21 protein-coding genes are annotated in these 19,543 nt (G+C 44.3%); 5 read left to right on the forward strand and 16 right to left on the reverse strand.

The annotated features are described in order from the left end of the window. Positions 1-266 precede the first annotated feature (266 nt). From VB836_RS05610 to VB836_RS05620, 3 genes are read left to right on the forward strand one after another with little or no spacing between them, the layout of a single operon-like run. Positions 267-884: a glutathione S-transferase family protein gene (locus VB836_RS05610; protein ID WP_323218400.1), complete on the forward strand. Its 618-nt coding sequence runs from the start codon at positions 267-269 to the stop codon at positions 882-884. Positions 885-935: 51 nt separating this feature from the next. After that, the gene (locus VB836_RS05615; protein WP_160315365.1) at positions 936-1,097 is read left to right on the forward strand and encodes a hypothetical protein; all 162 of its coding nucleotides are present in this window, start codon (positions 936-938) and stop codon (positions 1,095-1,097) included. 26 nt (positions 1,098-1,123) lie between these two features. Beyond that, positions 1,124-1,735: a pyridoxamine 5'-phosphate oxidase family protein gene (locus VB836_RS05620; RefSeq protein WP_323218401.1), complete on the forward strand. Its 612-nt coding sequence runs from the start codon at positions 1,124-1,126 to the stop codon at positions 1,733-1,735. Between the two features lie 498 nt (positions 1,736-2,233). Here the strand turns inward: VB836_RS05620 and VB836_RS05625 are convergent, their stop codons facing one another. The 4 genes from VB836_RS05625 to VB836_RS05640 form a co-directional block, all read right to left on the reverse strand. Further along, a complete protein-coding gene (locus tag VB836_RS05625; protein ID WP_046278988.1) occupies positions 2,234-2,530 on the reverse strand; it encodes an HU family DNA-binding protein in 297 nt (98 codons plus the stop codon). A gap of 412 nt (positions 2,531-2,942) precedes the next feature. Beyond that, entirely contained in the window at positions 2,943-3,254 is a 312-nt protein-coding gene (locus VB836_RS05630; RefSeq protein ID WP_323218402.1) for a DUF6464 family protein, read from the reverse strand. Between the two features lie 19 nt (positions 3,255-3,273). Next, a complete protein-coding gene (locus VB836_RS05635) occupies positions 3,274-4,581 on the reverse strand; it encodes a bifunctional folylpolyglutamate synthase/dihydrofolate synthase (protein ID WP_323218403.1) in 1,308 nt (435 codons plus the stop codon). 73 nt (positions 4,582-4,654) lie between these two features. Further along, on the reverse strand, positions 4,655-4,987 hold the full coding sequence (locus tag VB836_RS05640; protein WP_323218404.1) for a hypothetical protein: 333 nt from the start codon (positions 4,985-4,987) through the stop codon (positions 4,655-4,657). Positions 4,988-5,367: 380 nt separating this feature from the next. Between VB836_RS05640 and psbO the strand changes: the two genes are divergently transcribed. Beyond that, positions 5,368-6,207, forward strand: a complete 840-nt coding sequence (psbO, locus tag VB836_RS05645; RefSeq protein ID WP_323218405.1) for a photosystem II manganese-stabilizing polypeptide — start codon at positions 5,368-5,370, stop codon at positions 6,205-6,207. A gap of 558 nt (positions 6,208-6,765) precedes the next feature. Further along, a complete protein-coding gene (locus VB836_RS05650) occupies positions 6,766-7,545 on the forward strand; it encodes an RNA polymerase sigma factor SigF (RefSeq protein ID WP_323218406.1) in 780 nt (259 codons plus the stop codon). A 153-nt stretch (positions 7,546-7,698) separates the two neighbouring features. Here the strand turns inward: VB836_RS05650 and VB836_RS05655 are convergent, their stop codons facing one another. The 12 genes from VB836_RS05655 to VB836_RS05710 all read right to left on the reverse strand — a co-directional run bounded on the left by VB836_RS05655 (position 7,699) and on the right by VB836_RS05710 (position 19,326). After that, positions 7,699-8,328 (reverse strand): HEAT repeat domain-containing protein, encoded by a 630-nt coding sequence (locus tag VB836_RS05655; RefSeq protein ID WP_323218407.1) that lies wholly within the window; start codon positions 8,326-8,328, stop codon positions 7,699-7,701. Between the two features lie 387 nt (positions 8,329-8,715). Continuing rightward, a complete protein-coding gene (locus VB836_RS05660) occupies positions 8,716-9,543 on the reverse strand; it encodes a HEAT repeat domain-containing protein (protein WP_323218408.1) in 828 nt (275 codons plus the stop codon). A 49-nt stretch (positions 9,544-9,592) separates the two neighbouring features. After that, entirely contained in the window at positions 9,593-9,892 is a 300-nt protein-coding gene (locus tag VB836_RS05665) for a phycobilisome linker polypeptide (protein WP_323218409.1), read from the reverse strand. A 104-nt stretch (positions 9,893-9,996) separates the two neighbouring features. Beyond that, positions 9,997-10,863 carry a phycobilisome rod-core linker polypeptide gene (locus VB836_RS05670; protein WP_046282333.1) on the reverse strand — a complete coding sequence of 289 codons (867 nt, stop codon included), beginning with the start codon at positions 10,861-10,863 and terminating at the stop codon, positions 9,997-9,999. A gap of 260 nt (positions 10,864-11,123) precedes the next feature. Beyond that, positions 11,124-11,612 carry a phycocyanin subunit alpha gene (cpcA, locus tag VB836_RS05675; protein WP_046282332.1) on the reverse strand — a complete coding sequence of 163 codons (489 nt, stop codon included), beginning with the start codon at positions 11,610-11,612 and terminating at the stop codon, positions 11,124-11,126. Between the two features lie 103 nt (positions 11,613-11,715). Continuing rightward, positions 11,716-12,234, reverse strand: coding sequence for a phycocyanin subunit beta (locus tag VB836_RS05680; protein ID WP_323218410.1), 519 nt, complete (start codon positions 12,232-12,234; stop codon positions 11,716-11,718). A 1,118-nt stretch (positions 12,235-13,352) separates the two neighbouring features. After that, on the reverse strand, positions 13,353-14,588 hold the full coding sequence (locus tag VB836_RS05685) for an RNA-guided endonuclease InsQ/TnpB family protein (protein WP_323218411.1): 1,236 nt from the start codon (positions 14,586-14,588) through the stop codon (positions 13,353-13,355). Between the two features lie 74 nt (positions 14,589-14,662). Beyond that, positions 14,663-15,295, reverse strand: a complete 633-nt coding sequence (locus VB836_RS05690; protein ID WP_323218412.1) for a HEAT repeat domain-containing protein — start codon at positions 15,293-15,295, stop codon at positions 14,663-14,665. A 9-nt stretch (positions 15,296-15,304) separates the two neighbouring features. Further along, positions 15,305-16,579 (reverse strand): HEAT repeat domain-containing protein, encoded by a 1,275-nt coding sequence (locus VB836_RS05695; RefSeq protein WP_323218413.1) that lies wholly within the window; start codon positions 16,577-16,579, stop codon positions 15,305-15,307. 539 nt (positions 16,580-17,118) lie between these two features. Next, positions 17,119-17,613: a globin family protein gene (locus VB836_RS05700; protein ID WP_046277482.1), complete on the reverse strand. Its 495-nt coding sequence runs from the start codon at positions 17,611-17,613 to the stop codon at positions 17,119-17,121. A 59-nt stretch (positions 17,614-17,672) separates the two neighbouring features. Beyond that, positions 17,673-18,227 carry a C-phycoerythrin subunit beta gene (cpeB, locus tag VB836_RS05705; protein ID WP_323218414.1) on the reverse strand — a complete coding sequence of 185 codons (555 nt, stop codon included), beginning with the start codon at positions 18,225-18,227 and terminating at the stop codon, positions 17,673-17,675. A gap of 205 nt (positions 18,228-18,432) precedes the next feature. Then, the gene (locus VB836_RS05710) at positions 18,433-19,326 is read right to left on the reverse strand and encodes a HEAT repeat domain-containing protein (RefSeq protein ID WP_323218415.1); all 894 of its coding nucleotides are present in this window, start codon (positions 19,324-19,326) and stop codon (positions 18,433-18,435) included. Positions 19,327-19,543: the final 217 nt, after the last annotated feature.

Here is a 19,543-nt window from a genome sequence, read left to right on the forward strand (position 1 = left end):
ACTCCTTCATTTCAATAAAAGGAAACAAAATGTTTCGTTTGGTTAAGAATAGTTAACAACTTTGACAACTGTTTAGGAGTGAATGAATTTTCAATTTTAGGCTTTTTTTGAGTTATGGATGTCCGTTTAGTTTTATAATCTTTAGAAATAGGATTGATCAGACTAAACCTGACCGACGGACTCAATGAAAATGCTGTTGTCATTCACTTCTGTCAAAGAAAAATCACACAGCCTACAACCCATTGAAAGATAAAAGGAAGGTGACAATGATTAAACTCTACGGTCACGAAATGTCTGGCAATACTCATAAAGTGCGTTTGTTTTTGTCTCTATTGCATCTTGAATATGAATATATTCAGCTTGATTTAATGAAGGGAGAACATAAACAACCGGAGTTTCTAAAGATTAATCCTTTTGGTCAAGTTCCGGTCTTAATTGATGGTGAAACCGTATTTCAAGATGCTCAAGCCATTTTAGTTTATTTAGCGCGTCAATATGGCGGTGAAGATTGGTTCCCAACGGATGCAGAATCAATGAGTCGGGTCGTTCGTTGGCTGTCAACAACTGCGGGAGAAATTCGTCAAGGCCCAGAAAATGCTCGGTTATATTATGTGTTTGGTGCAACTTCGATTAATATTGAACGAGCCACTCAAAAATCTCATTTCATTCTCAACCTTTTAAACGACCATTTGAGTGAACGAACTTGGTTAGAGTTTGAACGTCCAACGATTGCTGATATTGGGGCATTTCCTTACGTTGCGTTGGCTCGTGATGGTCACATAGAGTTAGACCAATATCCTCACGTATTACGTTGGATTGAACAAGTGAAAAAACAGCCTGGATTTTTAGGAATGCCAGGTATTGAAGCTCTAACTTCAGTTTAACTGTCACCCGAAATCACCTAACTTTATCTTAACTTATTCAAGGAGTATATCATGTTTTGGATGAATGTCATCAAAAAGTATTTTCTAGGTTTAGATTATGACTCCGAAAAGAGGGATGATGCGCTGCAATTTACGGTCATGGGTTGGGGAGGAGAACAAGAAGTTTTACCAACAGAATGCTTGAATAGTTCAACGACATTAATTAAGCATTAATCCTCTATTCAATCAGGGAGAAAACCATGCCTCGTAAATTTGCAGAGATTGCGTTTACCCCGGCAGTAAAAGCCATTCAAGAACGCTACGGTTCTCGAGAAATGTATAACCGAATGGAAGAAAGCGGCCCTGAAAATGACACGTTAATTCCCCGATTAGTTGAGTTTATTCAAGCCCGTGATAGCTTTTACATGGGGACAGTGAATGAAAATGGCTGGCCTTATATTCAGTTTCGGGGTGGGCCGATCGGGTTCCTGAAAATTTTGGATGAGAAAACGTTAGGATTTGCAGATTTTGAAGGAAATTGTCAATATTTTAGTCTAGGAAATTTATCAGTCAATGATCGCGTTTTTCTGTTTTTAATGGATTATACCAATCGCCGTCGCTTAAAAATTTGGGGACGCGCAACAGTTGAATATAATAATCCCAATTTGCTTGAACAATTGCGTGTACCTGGATATGAAGCCTCTTGCGAACGAGCCATTTTAATTCATGTTGAAGCTTGGGATTGGAATTGTCCTCAACATATTCCGATTAAATATTCAGAGGCGCAAGTCACTGAAATGATCGCGCCTTTACAAACCCGTATTCAAGAATTAGAAGCTCAATTAGCATCAATACAAACCCCCAATAGCTAATTGATTTCAGGTGTCAAGAGACAGTGACCAGCTTTTACAGTTTACTGTTACCAGTTTACTGTTACCAGTTTTTACAGTTATTACTGGTCACTGGTCACTGGTCACTGGTCACTGGTTACTGGTCACTGGTCACTGGTCACTGGTCACTGTTCACTGGTCACTGGTCACTGGTCACTGTTCACTGGTCACTGTTCACTGGTCACTGGTTACTGGTCACTGGTCACTGTTCACTGGTCACTGGTCACTGTTCACTGGTCACTGGTCACTGTTCACTGGTCACTGTTCACTGGTCACTGGTTACTGGTCACTGGTCACTGTTCACTGGTCACTGGTCACTGGTCACTGGTTACTGGTCACTTGTACGGGTAATTCAGGAATTACTCCTACAAAACTTTTAACTGAAAAGACTTCTCCCAAGCCAAGCCGAAGATCAATCAACGAACCTAGCATGGGAGTCAATCAAAGCGCACAATCTCTTGTGAACCCCGATAATTGAGTTTAGGCTACGCTTTCGTCCGACTCTTCAGCCACCATCTCTTTAAACGCTTTCCCTGCGGAAAAAGCAGGAACCGTCGTTTCTGGAATGGTCATCGGCTGTCCGGTACTCGGGTTACGACCTTCACGCGCCTTGCGATGTCTTGCCTCGAATGAACCAAACCCAACTAGCGTTACCTTGTCACCCTTTGCAACTGCGTCCATAATGGATTCACAGATGGCTGAGATAATCGCGTCTGCTTGTTTTTTGGTTACTCCTGCTTTAAATGCAGTTTCTTGGACAAGCTGTTCTTTGTTCATGCTAATGTACCTCCTGAAGCTATTTCAGCCTGTGTTCTCAAACTTTAGAACTGATGGCTGTTCTAGCATAAACTGCTTTGTAATAGGCAAGTTTATCGTATCTTTTCACAGTTAGTGATGAAATTTCGATCCAAAATAGTCTTGATTGGCTTCGTCTAACCCTCTTGATCTCCAAAAAATTTTTGAGATGAAACGACTGTAAAGCCTGATTAGTCATAGGTTTGAGCCGCAAAGCCCAACGGCAAAAACGACGGGTGACTCGGTGATCGAGGTTTTTGAGCGGATAAGTAGATCTGCGGACAAATATCACTACAATAGATGGCGATCGCTCTTTGGAAAAATTTAAGGCTACAGAGCGGATGTACGAGTTTCTTTACCAGGATTATCCAACTTGCAGACGGAAAGTCTAGATTTATTCATCCCCCCCAATCGATTTCGCCTGATAAAAACGACAATCTTGACAAGGCCCAGATGGATTCACCGCACACCGAATATAAGATGAACGTGCATTATACTGGCAAGTAATATCACCAATTAAATAGCCCACTCCCTCTACATATTCTGCATCAGGCGGTAAGTTAGGTCGCCGCCAATGAGTCACGGCTACACCAGTTCCCCTCGTTGAAAGCTGACCCATTACACGGGTTTCAATTCGTCGTCGAAACCACCAATAAATAAATGCGGGACTAATTCCAAGTGTGAGAATCAATAGAGGGATAAACACGACACAATCTCATCAAAAATTAGGGATTAGAGATAGATTGGGGATGATGGGTTGAATTCTGAAGGCTTAAAAAATAACCTACTAGATACAGAGATCCACACAAGACCACTAAATTTTCAGATTCAGCGATCGCTGCGTCTAAAGCGGGAACCAAATCCGGATAAACTTCAGAGGCTTTTAAATTCGGACAAATACTGCGACTTAAAGCCGCTAATTCTTCCGGTTCAGCACTACTATGTTCGGGAACTGGAACTAAATACAGCCGATCTCCTGGACGCAACAAAGCCTCAAAGATATCTGCATGATCTTTAGTAGACAACATTCCCATCACCCAAGTGATCGGTTTTGGGACATCATCCCCAAATTGACCGTTTATACTATCAATATACTGACGCAAAACTAGAGCAGCCGCCGGATTGTGAGCGCCATCTACTAACAGTCTGCGATCGCCCCAAGTTGTCCATTGTAAGCGTCCTAACCAGCGAGTTTTTGCCATTCCCTCTCTAATGGCTTGAGGCGAAATCTGCCAGCCTTGTTGTTGGAGTAATTTTATAGTAGCGATCGCGATCGCTGAATTGAGTAATTGAACCTGTCCCAACAACGGTAAAGGATATTCAATGTCTTGAGAGATAGCCGTTGTCAACCCATCCGGTGTTTTCTCTGTCTGGGGAACAGCCGCTTCTACCCAAACTGTCGGACAGTTTAACTGCTGAATACGTTGTTCAACAACGGTTTTGGCTTCCGGGGGAAGTTGGCCAATCACCGCCGCACAACCGGGTTTGAGAATCCCTGCTTTTTCCCTAGCGATGTCAGCGAGAGTCGGGCCTAAACGTTGCCAATGTTCGCGACTAATCGAAACAATAGCAGTGACTAATGGGCGATCGCAAACATTCGTCGCATCCAGTCGTCCGCCTAACCCCACTTCAATGACTGCAATATCAACCTGTTGTTGGGCAAAATACAGCCATGCGGCGGCGGTAATCACCTCAAACTGAGTCGGTGAAGGTTCGTTTGGGTCAATCGCCGCAACGACATCTAAAAGCACTCGTTCGAGATCCGGTGTAGAAATCGGCTGTTCATTAATGCAAATTCGTTCAGTCCAGTCTACCAAATGAGGGGAAATGTAGCGTCCCACTCGATAGCCCGCTTGGGTTAGAATCGCCGAGAGATAAGCACAAACAGAACCTTTGCCATTCGTGCCAGCGACATGAATAATCGGGACTCGCTGATGGGGGTTATCTAAACAGATCAGCAACTTTTGAATCCGTTCTAAACCGAGATCAACCCCAAAGCGTTGAAAGCGTTGTAAAATCAGGTCTACATTCACGATAAATGATCAGTAACTCAGGGTGAGAAAGGAGCAATCCCAGGCATCTACGCCCCAGAACGGGGAAAATGGGTTAATTCTCCTCAACGGGCGCAGAAGTGTCTTCAGCCTCAACAGAGAGCTTTTCTAAGAGCGATGCCAATGAAGCTCGGGGAATATAGGGCCAGCCTCCATGAGACTCAATCTCTTTTAACAAAGCATAGAGTGCCTGACGGTTATCAGGCAAAGCTTCTCGAAAGCAACCCTCGCGAATTTCCCGATGCAGACGTTCTAAAGTTCGCAGCACTGCCAACAGTGCCATTGTATCCCCTTCAGCCTCCTGGCTAATAGAGTGAATCGTCTGGCTGATCGATTGCAATTGAGACTGAAAGGGTTCTAATTCCAAGTTAATGTTATTGTCTCTCATAGCTGCTGCTTACTTTTTTATTTCTCAATTCTCGGGTTTGTGATTAGGATCTGGCAAGCCTGAACAAGTTTGCCCGTCCTTTTCCGCTTGTCTGAAGTCCTAAGCAAATAGACCTAAGTAGTTTAGCTTAGGTTTCTAGGAATTCATACTTTAGCCAACAAAAAAAGTCACAAGCCATGTACAATTCTGTATTGGGCGATCATTAAAAGTCCCGATTGCACAAGAGATACAGTCTGTGATCAGATTCCCAATTGTACGGGATCGGCATCGTAAAAAGCAGACCACGCGAAGTGTTTGATTGGTGATCTCTGAAGTTGATGGCAACGGCGACAGGTCACTCAAAATATGTTACATATCGATTTGGGATATTGAGGTTAAAAATGAGATATCGTGCTTTAGTTGCTACACTTTTAGCTTTTTGCTTGAGTGTATTAACCGCTTGTTCATCAGGGCCAGAAACAAAAAGTCCAGAGTTACTGACCTATGATGACATCAGAAACACAGGTTTAGCCGTTAACTGTCCAAGTTTACCGGAAACTGCTCGCGGTTCGATAGCACTGGATTCCAACAAATCCTATGAAATTTCTGGTATGTGTTTGCAACCGACCAGTTATTTTGTCAAAGAAGAACCCACCAGCAAACGCAAAGAAGCGGAGTTTGTTCCGGGTAGATTGTTAACTCGGTTTACTTATAGTCTAGATCAGGTGGGTGGCCCATTAAAGTTTGATAAAAACGGCGCTCTCACCTTTGAAGAAAAATACGGTATTGATTTCCAACCGATTACCGTTCAGCTTCCCGGCGGCGAACAAGTTCCTTTCTTGTTCACGATTAAAGGATTAGTGGCTCAAAGTCAACCCAGTGTCTCGAGTATTAACACCTCTACAGATTTTGAAGGGGTGTTTGATGTTCCTTCCTATCGGGGTTCGACTTTCCTCGATCCCAAGGGTAGAGGTTTAGCAACCGGTTATGATAATGCTGTGGCTTTACCCGCAACCGCAGATGGCGAAAATTTCGCTGAAGCAAATATTAAGCTTGCTGATACCTTAGTTGAGGCCGGTAAGATTTCTCTGCAAGTTTCTAAAGTTGATGGAGACACAGGCGAAATTGCCGGAATTTTTGAAAGCGAACAACCTTCGGATTCAGATTTAGGGGCAAAAGAAGCTGTTGAAGTTAAGGTTCGAGGTTTGTTCTATGCTCGTATAGAACCTAGCAAGTCATAGTCGTAGATTATTTTTTGTAACTGCGGTTGGTCAGCTTATTTTTTCCCGACTGATCCAGTCTTCTATTCAATCTGTAGACGAATCACGCTCAAGCTTTGGAGGGACGACAAGTTGTCCCTCTTTTTTGTTGCAGTCACTCATCCTTTATCGCTCATGGGATCGGATTTCATCTTTTTGAGTTTAATAAACTTTAGTAAAATTTTGACTTTTATACTCTACTTTAACGTTAATTTTATGACTAAAATTCGGGATTTTTAGCGTGTAACCTCCGGCTTTTGTCCGGTTGATAACCAAGGGTTAACTCTTGTCAGCTAGGCAGTTTTAGTTTATACTTGGCATTGGAGCAATCGATTAGATCTCCACTTTTACAACAGTTGTAAATCACCAGTGTTATACCTACGTAAATTTATGGATGTTTTCTAATCTTTAGAAATTCATCTCCGTAAATTTACGGATTACAAAAAAAAGAATAGAAACACACATCAGTCTAAATGACAGACTGAGATTACTGGAAAAATCCACCAGAAGCTTGCTCTACCTAAAACAGAGGACGTTACTATGTTAGCCAAAGCCACCAACACCATCAAGTGCGAAACTCTAGAATTACTGCGTGAGTATCAGTGTTCTCACTCCAAAGAACTCCGTAATCAGCTTGTACAGCTTAATATCGGACTCGTTCGCAAAGAAGTTCACCACTGGATAAACCAATGCACCGAAAACTATGATGACTTGTTGCAAGTCGGCTGTATTGGACTGATTCGGGCGATTGAACGGTTTGATTTGTCCAAAGGTCATGCCTTTAGTTCCTTTGCCATTCCGTATATTCGCGGAGAAATCCAGCATTACCTCAGAGATAAGAGTCTACCGCTTCGAGTTCCCCGACATTGGTTGATTCTCCAGCGTCAGGGAATGAAACTGACTCAAGAACTACAGGTGAAACTCAAGCGACAGCCCACCGATGCAGAAATTGCCGAAGGCTTGGGAATTACCGAAACCGAATGGAGTCAAGTTAAACTCGCAGGCTGTAATCGTTCTCTATTAAGTTTAGATGCTCCCGTCCAAGATGAAGACGAAGGCACCACTTGCCTGGGAGAATTGGTTCCTGATAGCCGTTATCGCAGCTTTCAACTCGCTCAAGAAGATCAAATTCGCCTACAACAAGCCTTAGCCAAATTAGAAGAAGGCACTCGGAAAGTTCTAGAATTTGTCTTCCTCTACGATTTAACTCAAAAGGAAACTGCCGAACGTTTGGGTATTAGTGCTGTTACCGTTTCTCGCCGTGTTAAGAAAGGCCTCAATTTACTTCAGCGAATCATGGTAGGTTCCGAAGACGAATAGTAGTAGGGTGCGTCAGATAGTTAACGTTAGGGTTTAACCGATAAATGAGTTTCTGATGCACCTAACCCTCTACAATTTTCCCCGTAGGGTGCATCAGATAGTTAACGTTAGGGTTCAACCCCCTAAATTTGTTACTTTAAAATTAGAGCAAATTTACAGAACTAAACAAGATTGAGCGAACTTGGCTCGGGCTTGAACAGCTAATGTTTCGTCAGAATTGATCATTTCTTCGAGACGATGTATAATCTGATCAAAATATTCAGACTGTCGAGTTTTCATCTCATTTGCTAATCCCTCTAACCCCACAATCGCTGCATATCGCACAATCCATTCTGGATCTTGGGAAGCTTGTAATAACGTATTAATCGCTTGAATTTGAGCTTCAGGAACCTCTTGGGCGTTCATTTGTTGCCAATGAATATTTCCTAAACCTCTCGCCGCAGCCCGACGCACACTCAACGCAAAATCACCGCCTGCGGCTTCTAATAATACGTTTAAACCCCGAGGATCACCAATAGAAGATAAAGCCCGAATTGCCCAAGCTCTCGCTCCATAATTGTAACCATCTAACTGTTCAAGTAAGGGTTGAACGGAGGGTTCTCCGATCGCAATTAACCCATCAACTGCTGCAACAGCCGCCCCCGGATTATTGTAACCGAGAACCGTAATTAAAGAGGGAATCGCTTCAGGAGAGTGAGTTTCTGCTAACATTTTTACAGCTTCTAACAGGCTTTCAGCAGAATCTGCCTGTTCAACGGCATGAATAAGTTCTGAAGGGGTCATTTTCGCTAGTTGGCGCTCAGAAGTTAATATTTTGATTGATATAACAGTTTAAGGAATGCTTAGAACATAGACGAATTCAATTGTACTGTTCCCAGATCGGTTGTGAAGAAGTGAAGAAGGGCGGGTTAATAGAAGTTAATTCTGGGAATACAGAGATTTAGGGGGAACCCGCCCCGGACTCCGAATAAGTCAGAAGTCATAAGTCATAAGTCATAAGTTTAAAATTGCATGATTGCATGATTGCCTGTTGCCTGTTGCCTCTCTTACAAACTTTGCTAAGATTGCGAACTTCCTCCTTGATGGAAACCACCAAGACCGGAGTTCGCGCTCTCGCCGGAAACCGCGCCCGTCGCAAGGCAAGCGCTGTTGCCTGTTCCCTGTTCCCTTCTATAATAAAGAATCCATTAAATTCATCACTTCAATCGCTTCTTCTGAGAGAGACATCGAATCGGTTTGTTTAAGATGATGTTCTAAAATCCCTTGTAAGGCAATTAATTTTAAACTATTTTCAGCAAGCGTTTCAGCAATCGCTTTTGCTGCTTTCATATACCCAATTGCTCCGAGATCCATTAATACCGTTCGTCTGAGTTGTAACTCATTACTTTGTAGGACTTGGGTTAAACGTTCTCCGTAAGTATTGTCTCCGGTTAATTGATAGAGCGATCGCAACGCCGCACAGCGAACCCGCGCCACTGGATGTTCTGTAAAAGGCTGAATTTGAGAAGTCGCTTCCGTTGCGCCCATTGTCCCCAACGCCTCGATCACCCCATCATAGGGTTGTACAAGATGAGGTTTTCCCGGCACTTGTTGAGCTGCTTCTACCCCACCCTCGAGCAATTTTACCAAAGCCGGAATGCTACTGCTATCCCCCAACATCTCTAACGCTTGGGCTGCGGCTTCTCGGACATAATAATCAGAGCATTCTAGACATTGAATTAACCCCCCCACAGCCCGTCTGTCGCCGAGTTTTCCTAAAGCTCTAGCCGCATTGCGACGCAGGGGATAACCCCCGTCTTCGGTGCGATCAGACTTATCTTCTAAAGCCACTAACAAAGCATCAACCGCCGCAGGTTCACAGACGCGAAATCGTCCCAGCCACCAAGCCGCATAGTAACGGCGACCCAATTCTTCGTGCTGAAGATTTGCGATCGCCTGTTCAACAGTCAAAGTCTCTGGAGGTTGACTAAAATTGTTAAGCTGTTCTGAAACCGTCATGAAATTTTACTCTTGCGTTTTGGGATTAGTCAGAAGCTTCTGAGCTAGGCTATTCTTCCCCTGCCCCAGTTTGATTAACAGCAGTCGCTTGCATTTTCGCTTCACTGCTGCCATCAATCGTTAGGGGTTCAATACTGATAATTTTACCTCCCATGCGATTGATACGCTTCATTTGTTCGCTCATCCGGTTATAGGGAACCGTAATATAAGTTTTGCGAGTGCTGCGGATGCGATAGCTGATAGTATCAGGATCTACATTTTGACCCATTGCTTCAACTTCAATCCGGTACATCCGGCTACCGTTATCGCTCAGGGCTGTTCTACCTGTTGACGTACTTTGACCAAACATACTTGCTCAATGACTCCCTTTGTCTGTAGATACTTATTCATTCAAAAAATTGATGGCAAGCTTGATTACTCAATTGCTTACCACCTCATTTCTATTGGAATATTTTAGGTTTCACGAACGCTGACAATCTTGGCACCACTGCGAAGAATTTGCTGCATCCGAGAAGATAGCTCTTCGTAGGGAACTAAATAAGCCTTGTTCGAGCGACGAACGTTACTATCGGTTAAAGAAGAACCAATGCGGTTGGTAACTTCTACCCGATAAACCCGTTGTTGACGATTTCCCAGTCCACCAAAAGACTTTTGGGGCGCATCTATTTTAGATTTCGCCGAAATTCCTAAGGATTGAGGAATGGTGCTAGCTTGATTACGAGCGACGTCTTTAAAAACGTGACCATTCTTGCTACCCACTTGACCGCGATCATTGTTAGCATAACCGCGATACAGTTGGAACATCCGGGTAAAGCCTACCGTTCTCGATCCGGGTAAAACTTGGAAGCCGACGTAGTAAGGAACGATATTGTCGCCGAATTTGTTTTCGTACTCTTCGCTCTCGAAGTAAGAGTTGATTTCAGCATCGTAGCCCTTATCTTCCACCAGACGAGTATGGAACGCGAGTTCTTGCTCATCGTGAGGAGGACGACCTAACAGATGTTTGAAGTTCAGCTCAACAAAACGTTGATTGTTATTGGGATAGAAAAATTTCTTCTTGTATAACTCAGAAAGAGCAACGGCACGAACAAAATCACGAACCGTTAAATTGCCTTGTCTGAGTAAGGATTCGGCTGAAGTTAAACGTTCAGCTTTCATCACATACTCGTTACCGAGTACCTGTCTGTAGGTGGCACGAAAGATCGCTTGTAGATCGCTTTCTGTCCAGTCTGGACGCAGTTCTACTTTGGTGCCATCGAACGCATCTAAGCCTAGTCGTCCCGCAGCCTGTAAATTGGCGGGTACTAATAATGTTGTCATAGCTACCTCATTGACACAACAGATCTCATCTAGCCTTCAATTAATCTTTGTTAGAGAAAAATTCGGGGAAAAACTTGTAACTCATCACATTCTTTGAAATGATTTTGCTTTGGCCGATATCAGCCCAAAAGATTTGAAAAGTTACCGATTTTTGATCCACCTCTCTATCAAATAAAGATGCCTGGAGCGTTAAATAACTGCTAACTCAATGAACTGATTCAGCTAACAGCTATCTATCGTTCCAGGCAACAAACCGCTGACTAGCTCAGAGCGTTGATGGCGTAGTCGAGGTAGGAGTTGGCTTCAACAGCAGGATCGCCGCTTAAACCATGATTAGCTTTGATGTACTTGAGAGCTTCGATGTACCAGCTCGGAGATAATTCAAAAGTCCGGTTGATTTCATCGATACCTGCAATCAGGTACTCATCCATAGGGCCAGTACCGCCTGCGATTAAGCAGTAGGTAACCATACGGAGGTAGTAACCGATGTCACGAGCGCACTTGTCTTTACCGCGTTGGTCAGCTGCATAGTTCGGCCCTTGCATTTGAGTGGTGTAGGGGAACTTGGAATATACAGCTTGAGCTGCACCGTTGATCAAGCCATCAGCTTTGGAGGTCAGAGCTTTAGCAGCTTCTAAACCTGCTTTAGCTTGGCGGAAACGTCCAAAAGCAACTTGGATTTCAGTGCTGCTCAGGAAACGACCTTGAGAATCGGCGGTGGTAACAGCTTCGGTCAGAGGAGTTTTCATGCTTCTATGATCTTCGAGTTAGGTTTACAGAGTTGAGAATTAGTGAGAGCCATACAAATGCGACTAGAGCGCAGTTGGTCAGAATCGGTTCTAAAGGCAGAAATTAGCCAACTGCTGCCGCAGCACGATCAAAGTAGCTAGCGATTTCAGATTGCAGAGCGTTGCAATCGCCAGAAGTGATGCCGCTGGGGTCCATAACGATTGCTAATGCAGCGTCTTTCATTTTTTGAACGCCAGTTGCAACGGAAGCACCAGGAGTACCCAGAGCTGAGTAGGTTTCACGCAGACCGTTCAGGCAACGATCATCGAGAACGCTGGGATCACCTGCAAATACTGCATAGGTAACGTAGCGCAGGATAATTTCCATATCGCGTAAGCAAGCAGCCATGCGACGGCTAGTGTAAGCGTTTCCGCCCGGGTTGATTAACTGGGGTTGTTCTGCAAACAAAGAGCGAGCAGCATTAGCAACAATGCTAGAAGCGTTGCTGGTGATGCGGTTAACTGAATCAAGACGCTTGTTGCTTTCTGCAACCATTTGGCTCAGGGCATCAATTTGAGAAGTGCTCAGCATTTCGCCACGTGCGTCTGCTTGAGATACTACCTTAGTGAAGGCGTCAAACATGGATTAAATCTCCTACTCGATGGGTTTGAGTTTGCTTTCGGTTCTCAATCTGAGATTTCCAAATCTTTGCCAACTTTATAGTCGTTGGATAAAGATTGGGGACAACTACCAGTTATGGTACTGGAGTGTCTTAATCCTCAGAGGTTTGGTCTCGGTGTCCAGTTTCCTGAACTACACAATCTTCACCTTGAAGAATCTTAGAAAATTTTACACGGTTTATGAGAGAAATTTAAACTTTCTTAATGAACAGACTTTTTGATTAATCTTTGTCTGTTATCATTCTCCCTCAGCTATCAGTTATACAATGCAGTTGGGGTTTGTTGCGTTAAAAATTATTAACGACACCTGGGGCTTTTGTTAAAAAATGTTAAGATTTTTATTGATCGAGCGTAAAACCCCGTCCCAAGAGTGGGCGGCGATGTAAGCGAGCCAGAGTCTCTGGTACAATACCAATACCTATCACCAGACTAGACATTTCCTGACTGCAACTTGGTATGTTGGAGAACAGGAAAAAGTGGTTTGTCCGTGACGATAGAAGTGCTCAAAGACCAGCCCCGATGACTGTGAGGGATGCCCCAGGAGTGGGAAGAACAGAAACTTCTTCTCTCTACTGCTAGTCAGACGGAGAGACAGGGTACTGTCAATTACCCCTATGCGACAGATCCGAAGTGGTCTAGTTGCAAGCCACATCCCCTTGTGGGTGGGGCATTTGACTCAAGATTCACCAATCCTGTTAATTGCAGCTTAGATTTAAGCTTGAACAATTATTCAACTTTAGGACAATTGGACACCTGACTTTTTTGTTTCTCTTTTTCCCTTGAGGCTAACCCGGAGACTTTCTAAAGGGTTTGGGTAAACAGGTGGGTGTACCAATTGTCAACAAAACCCCTATTTCTATTAATAGGAGTTGAGACTACAGCTTGAAAAATAAGTGAATCTCAATCAGAGTAGACCTTTTCTAGAAGCGGGTTTTCACTCATCGCCTCACCTCTTATAGTTCATCAGTGAACTACCCACGGCATAGCTTCGCTTTCTGACGTAGGCTTCCAGTTTCTTGAACAGTCTAGGTCGAAGCATCAACAGATTGTTCATTGATCGGAAGTTGCCCTACAGAAGATTTACGCCCTCTGACTGGTCTTCGTTCTCTCGGATGCAAGCTCCGAGAGCTGCGAAGACTTCGTCTTACACCTCCTCCACTGGCAGTCGCCCCCGTCCCAGAGGCTTCGGGGCTGTCTGCGTGGGTCTCCCGCACAGTTTATACGCCCCGCGATGACTCGTAATCCCTCGTCTCGAATATTGATCGCGGCGTTAATATCACGATCATGTTGGGCGTGACAATTATTGCATTCCCATTGACGAATATCAAGCGGCAAACTTTCTACAACATTCAGACAAACATTACAAGTCTTTGAGGATGGGAAAAACCGATAGATCTCCAGAAAAGTCTTTCCATCCCGTTTAGCTTTGTAGTCAACAAAGTTTAAGAACATTCCCCAACCACAATCGCTTATTGCTTTGGCTAAATTATGGTTGCGTACCATGCCCTTTACGTTGAGATTTTCAGCAATTATCACTTGGTTCTCGTTGACAATTTTGCGAGACAATTTATGCAAAAAATCTTGCCTTGCGTTGCTGACTTTCTCGTGCGCTCTTGCTACTAACCTACGTGCTTTATTCCTAGAGTTAGACGCTTTTTGCTTGCGGGATAACTTCTGTTGTTTCCGTTTTAAGTTGTGTGAGTGTTTTTTGAAGTGACGAGGGTTATCATATTTAGACCCCTCACTTGTAATTAGGAAGTGAGTCAATCCCAAGTCTAACCCTATAGCTTTACCCTGAGCAGAAATCTGGGGTTCAACATCCTCATTCTCAAACACAATAGAAGCATAATACTTCTCGGTTTGAGTCTTAGTTATTGTAACTGTTTTAATGTTCCCGTCAAAGGTTCTGTGAATATTTGCTTTAATCTTGCCAATCACAGGGAAACTCAAATAGTTTTCAATAATCTTGACGTTTTGGGGATATTGAATTGACTGCTTACTATGCTTACTCTTGAACCGGGGAAATTTACCTCGACCTTCAAAGAAGTTGACAAAAGCCCTGGAAAGATTCAATACAGACTGCTGTAAGCACTGTGAATAAGTTTCTTTCAACCAGACTGTTTCTTCTTTCTTCTTAAGAATTGGTAGTTGCTTTTTTAGCTGCATTCCTGAGATACCCTTGCCTGTTTCTTTGTAGGCTTGGTTGTTTAGCTCTAGACAGTAATTCCATACCCAGCGTACAGAGCCAAACGCTTTTGCAAGGGCTTGTTTCTGGTCATCCGTTGGATATAGTCTGACTTTTGCTACGTTTCTCATTGAGCAACTTAGAGCGAATGTACTTGATTATAACGGAATTGCCGAGAAATTAGAGATCTTGTCGGCGATTCATCTCACACTGACACTTCGTTTTCAGGTGTGTGGCTTCTCGCCGCAGAAGCTAAATCTAACCGTGATAAAGCACTGTTTGCCGACTCCTGCACATAGACATCCACAGATTGATCATGAGCAAAGGTTGTAAGCACTTCTTGACACCGTGGATCACCCAGAGAAGCAAGAGCATTAACAATTGCAACTTGCACAGCAACATTATCAGTTGTTTTTAGGGAGTCTACCAAAATCTCAAAAGCATCTGGCCCAACCTCACCTAATGCCATCACAGCAGCAATATGAACAACCGGGTTAGCGTCATTAATTGCAGCTTTTAATCCCTGTAAACCCGCTTCGGGAAAAGGTAAGTCAGGATAATTCACGGCCACCTGAGCCAAAGCCTTAGCCGCACTCCCTCGCACGGTGACATTGTTACTTTGCAGTAAAGCTTCAACAAGGGCCTGTACTGCATCTGTACCAATCGCTCCTAACAACTTAACAGCCGCTCGACGATAAACGACATCTTCGTTATCTAATATGTTGATTAAACGGGGAATCGTATTTTCATCTTGAGATTCAAAAATTTCAGCCATTGCCCGTTCTCGCAGATGAGGATTGGGGTGTTTGAGTTGTTCAAATTGGGAGTCAGTCGTCATGGTTTGATTTTAGAGGTTGGAGTTGAAAACGGCTCGGGCTTGAATGAGGGGGTCTGGATCATCGGCTAAAACCGGGTGAGAACTAACGTCACCCAGTTTTTCTAAAGCCATTAAAGCCGCATACTTGAGATCCCAAATTTTCGTTTCTAAACAGGCTTTTAAGGCAGGAATTGCACGCTGATCTCCCAATTCACCCAGAGCGATCGCGGCGGCGGCTCTAGATTTTTGGAACTGAGGTTGGGGATGCTCTAAGGTTTCTATTAATAAATCATAAGCAGGAGCGTGTTTCAACCAGCCAAACAACTTCATTACATGAAAGTGAGCGCCATAGTCACTATAGGCTTCCTCAGCATAAGTTGTAAATAGGGCAGCCGGAGCCGCTTCTGAATAAGCGTCCAGAATGGTTTGAGTCGCCAGATAACATTTGCCAAAGTCCGTTTCATACAATCCCCGGATCAGAGCAGGTAAATCAGGCCGTTGATCATAACGATGAACTAAATCTAAATCCTGGGGATGATCATACAGAGTTTGATCTAAATAGGGTTGAACCGTTTCAAAAGTAATTGCCCCTGCCTCTATTCCCGCTTGTGCTAAAGTCCGAATTCCCCGCAGCCGAAACACAAGGGAAACTGGACAGCGAGCTATCTTGGGAATGGCATCATAGTAGCGAGCGTTAATTAAATCTTGGATGGATAATCGCCGTGCTAATACGTTCGGATGCTGTAACATTGCCACCACTTTCTGCATTTGGGATGTCTCCCCCGTAAAGCGGCAAATTGCGGTGATGGCAGCACTCGCTGTAGGGGGATCAGCATCTTCAACAAATTGGCGAATACGTTCTACAGCCGGCTGATAATTCAACTGCATTAATGTATGAATGATCACACGGTAAGTCTGGTTGGGCTTATCGAGGAGTTGGGCTACATCTTCTAAAATATTGGGGTCAGTTGTACCAATTTCCCCAATGGACCAAACGGCATTTTCGACGGTATAACAATCCTCATCACTTAAGCAGGTGCGAATCAGAGGCAAAGCTTGAGCGGCTTTCAACCGCCCTAAGGTTTCGATGGACTTGCGGCGGACAATTCGGTTCTCCATCCGAGGATCAGTTTGCTGAACAGCCCGCATCAGGGCATTGATAGATTGCTCTGTCGGGAAGTTCACTAAATGGGATGCCGCAGTGTAGCGAGAATTTCCCTCATCAATTTGATCGAGAGGGCTATCTAACAAGGCAATGGCTTCGTCTTCTGTGAGATTAAAAAGATTAAAAAAGCGTTGATCCATAACCAGAGCAGTCCGCAAACAGAACAGCAAGCCCAGAAATTCCTCGCCATTACCATACCGATCAACGATATGCAAGCAGCCAAGCGTTCCTAGACTTGCAGAAAGAATTCTACCTTCTTACCAAAAATTGCCGCACACGCCCCTACCTTCAGGTATGGGGATATAAGGCTCTTTCTAATGCTATAATAACTCAACTGGCAGGGTATTCAACCAGTTGAAAAACCCAGCATCTAATCGATGCAATGAACCTTGAAAACTTAAGGTACGGGGTTCTTGCCAGGAATGCTTTGGCAAGATAAAACCTTAAAGCACCAAGTACAGAGAATCAAGCATTTTTTTCTCAAGTACGGTAGGGCATACCGAAACTATCTCTGAAATGAGATGAACGACTGGGGAGACTCACCCCTCTGGAGTTGATTGGGAAACCAGTATGCTGTAAGGGTTGTCAATGAATCAGTAATCCAAAGCCGTGAGGCTTGGAGAATCCCCTTTCTTTAGAAATGGGGAGTATGTCAAGAGATCAGAAATTTGTCACGGGACTAGGACAAGGAGTTGATCGCGTAGTCGAGTAGTGCATTGTATTCCACCAATGCTTGAGCAGACATATCACGAGGAGCGCAACCCCGGTTACGAGCAAAGCTCAGAGCTTCAACGTAAGGAGCAGTAGGTAGGTTCAACGCACGATAAACTTCACGCTGACCTGCAATTCCCCACTCATCTAAAGGACCAGTACCACCAACGACGAGGCAGTATTGGATGAGGCGCATATAGTGCTTGATATCACGAGCGCACTTCGCTTTGAAAGTATCGGTGGAGTTGGCTTCACCTTGATTGTTGAGGTAAGGATACTTTTTGATACAAGCATTATAAGCTTCGCCTGCAACAGCATCAAGGTTAGCCCCTAACTTTTCTGCCGCTTCTAAACGAGCTGCTGCACGTTGAATAGAACCTTGTACCGATTCTAAATCAGAAGTGCTCGGAAAACGTCCGGCTGCATCAGCAGAAGCAATTACAGTCGTAACAACAGATTTCATTGTGTGTTATCTCCCAAATTATAGATTGTCAATTGAATTCAGTTCAGCGACGCTATAGACTAGCTGAGTGCACCGATAATCCGATCAAAGTAGCTAGAAGCTTCAGCAACCAAGTTAGCGCAACGATCATCGACCAAGGGGGGGTTCATCTTACGCAGTCTTGAACCTGCAAATGCTTCGCTAGGTTCATCTTTGATGTGAGCAGCTGCTTGAGCTTTCATGATCTGAACAGCACGAACGGTGGAAGTGGTGGGTACACCCAGTGCAGCGTAGGTTTCTTTCAAACCGTTTAAGCAACGATCATCAAGAACAGAAGCATCACCTGCTAACAGTGCGTAGGTTACATAACGCAAGATGATTTCAGCGTCACGCAGGCAAGCAGCCATCCGACGGTTGGGGTAGCAGTTACCACCCGCTTGGATTAAACCTTGGTTTTCGCAGATCATGCCAGCTACTGCATCAGATACCATGCAGCTTGCGTTACTTGCAATGGCATTAACAGCATCCAGACGACGGTTACCACTAGCAACAAACCCTTTGAGTGCGTTGATATCGCCTACCGGAGAGGTGCTGGCGTCAGCGGAAACTACTGCTCTTGAAAAAGCATCAAGCATTGAGATCTCCTCCTAGATTTAAACAAAAGTGATTTTATTGGAGTCGTTAGTTTACTACCAAGGTAATTTGACTAACTTGGTTTTTCACGATACAGGTCTTGGGTTTCTTCCGTCTCATTTCTGAAAAAGAAAGTTACATTTTGTAATACTTGCCGGGTTGATTCTGAGAGAAACCCTGATCTGAAGCGGATTTTTGCCTCCTGACTCAGTTGGAGGATTTTTGCAGTTGAGAAATGGCCAATTGAAGAATCGATGTCACTTGAGTTTCTGATTCTTGGCTCAACGCGGTTTCTAACGGTTCAAGGCTACTGCGATCGCCAATCTTCATCAACGCTAGAGCCGCAGATTTGCGGGTTTCTGGACTAGAATGATCGAGTAACTCAACCAACTTCCCAATAGCAGGTTGATAGCTGAGATTCCCCAAAGCTGCTGCTGCTTCACAACGAACATCTTCATCGGAGTCAGCCAGGGACTGAACCAAAAGATCAAACAACTCAGGCTGGGGTTCATCCTGGGCGATTTTGGTAATCACCCCCACCACAGCCCCCCGAACCGCCGGAGAGTTCGAGGCGATCGCCCGAGAGAGATAATTTTTGGCTTTTACCCCAATAAACGATAACGCCCAAGCCCCATGACCTTTTGTACTTTCTGGGATGTCAGGGGATTCGAGAATTTCCAGTAAAGGCGGGACGGCTGCTTCTCCAATTTGAGCTAATGCCCCAACAGACGATCCTTTAACGACGGTATCTTCATCATTGAGCAAAGCATGAATTAACTGAGGAACGGCACTCGGATCAGCAATCAGGGTCAAGGTTTTGGCTGCCGCTCGCCGCACAACCACGTTAGAATGATCAGCGAGAGCCTCTAATAACACTGGAGTTGCGGGTTTACCAATCTCCCCTAATGTTTCTGCACAACGCAGTCGAGTCATACCGCGTGTATCTCCCAAACATTCAACCAAACGTTTCAACAAATCTTCATCAGTTGCATCAAATGTATCTGTTGCCAGTTGTTCAGCTACGGACTGTAGGAGCGCGTCTGTTTCGTTTTGAGCCAGTAGGATAGCATCATCCTCAGATTGAGTGTTGGAGTTGCTCATAGAATGGATTAATAGTTTTGACCGAAAAACTGGGATACAAGCCTCGTCCTAAAGGCGCGACTTTTCTGTTAGGATTATAGACGTGGTCATGGTAATCAACCACGCGAAAAACCCAGTCGCCGAAAAGGCAACGAACCTTGAAAACTGAAGTTATGGGGTTCTTCTCAGGAACGCTTGAGAAGGTAAAAACTAGCCTGCGGCAACGCTGCGCGTACAA

This window comes from Limnoraphis robusta BA-68 BA1, assembly GCF_034932365.1.
GTDB classification, from domain to species: Bacteria; Cyanobacteriota; Cyanobacteriia; order Cyanobacteriales; family Microcoleaceae; genus Capilliphycus; species Capilliphycus robustus.

What these genes read in the sequence shown, in the direction of transcription:
- VB836_RS05660 (WP_323218408.1), bottom strand. Translation starts at nt 9,543, where the DNA reads ATGACGGTTTCAGAACAGCTTAACAATTTTAGTCAACCTCCAGAGACT.
- VB836_RS05710 (WP_323218415.1), bottom strand. Translation starts at nt 19,326, where the DNA reads ATGAGCAACTCCAACACTCAATCTGAGGATGATGCTATCCTACTGGCT.
- psbO (WP_323218405.1), top strand. Translation starts at nt 5,368, where the DNA reads ATGAGATATCGTGCTTTAGTTGCTACACTTTTAGCTTTTTGCTTGAGT.
- VB836_RS05655 (WP_323218407.1), bottom strand. Translation starts at nt 8,328, where the DNA reads ATGACCCCTTCAGAACTTATTCATGCCGTTGAACAGGCAGATTCTGCT.
- VB836_RS05650 (WP_323218406.1), top strand. Translation starts at nt 6,766, where the DNA reads ATGTTAGCCAAAGCCACCAACACCATCAAGTGCGAAACTCTAGAATTA.
- VB836_RS05670 (WP_046282333.1), bottom strand. Translation starts at nt 10,863, where the DNA reads ATGACAACATTATTAGTACCCGCCAATTTACAGGCTGCGGGACGACTA.
- VB836_RS05610 (WP_323218400.1), top strand. Translation starts at nt 267, where the DNA reads ATGATTAAACTCTACGGTCACGAAATGTCTGGCAATACTCATAAAGTG.
- VB836_RS05690 (WP_323218412.1), bottom strand. Translation starts at nt 15,295, where the DNA reads ATGACGACTGACTCCCAATTTGAACAACTCAAACACCCCAATCCTCAT.
- VB836_RS05685 (WP_323218411.1), bottom strand. Translation starts at nt 14,588, where the DNA reads ATGAGAAACGTAGCAAAAGTCAGACTATATCCAACGGATGACCAGAAA.
- cpcA (WP_046282332.1), bottom strand. Translation starts at nt 11,612, where the DNA reads ATGAAAACTCCTCTGACCGAAGCTGTTACCACCGCCGATTCTCAAGGT.
- VB836_RS05625 (WP_046278988.1), bottom strand. Translation starts at nt 2,530, where the DNA reads ATGAACAAAGAACAGCTTGTCCAAGAAACTGCATTTAAAGCAGGAGTA.
- VB836_RS05665 (WP_323218409.1), bottom strand. Translation starts at nt 9,892, where the DNA reads ATGTTTGGTCAAAGTACGTCAACAGGTAGAACAGCCCTGAGCGATAAC.
- VB836_RS05680 (WP_323218410.1), bottom strand. Translation starts at nt 12,234, where the DNA reads ATGTTTGACGCCTTCACTAAGGTAGTATCTCAAGCAGACGCACGTGGC.
- cpeB (WP_323218414.1), bottom strand. Translation starts at nt 18,227, where the DNA reads ATGCTTGATGCTTTTTCAAGAGCAGTAGTTTCCGCTGACGCCAGCACC.
- VB836_RS05620 (WP_323218401.1), top strand. Translation starts at nt 1,124, where the DNA reads ATGCCTCGTAAATTTGCAGAGATTGCGTTTACCCCGGCAGTAAAAGCC.
- VB836_RS05640 (WP_323218404.1), bottom strand. Translation starts at nt 4,987, where the DNA reads ATGAGAGACAATAACATTAACTTGGAATTAGAACCCTTTCAGTCTCAA.
- VB836_RS05615 (WP_160315365.1), top strand. Translation starts at nt 936, where the DNA reads ATGTTTTGGATGAATGTCATCAAAAAGTATTTTCTAGGTTTAGATTAT.
- VB836_RS05700 (WP_046277482.1), bottom strand. Translation starts at nt 17,613, where the DNA reads ATGAAATCTGTTGTTACGACTGTAATTGCTTCTGCTGATGCAGCCGGA.
- VB836_RS05695 (WP_323218413.1), bottom strand. Translation starts at nt 16,579, where the DNA reads ATGGATCAACGCTTTTTTAATCTTTTTAATCTCACAGAAGACGAAGCC.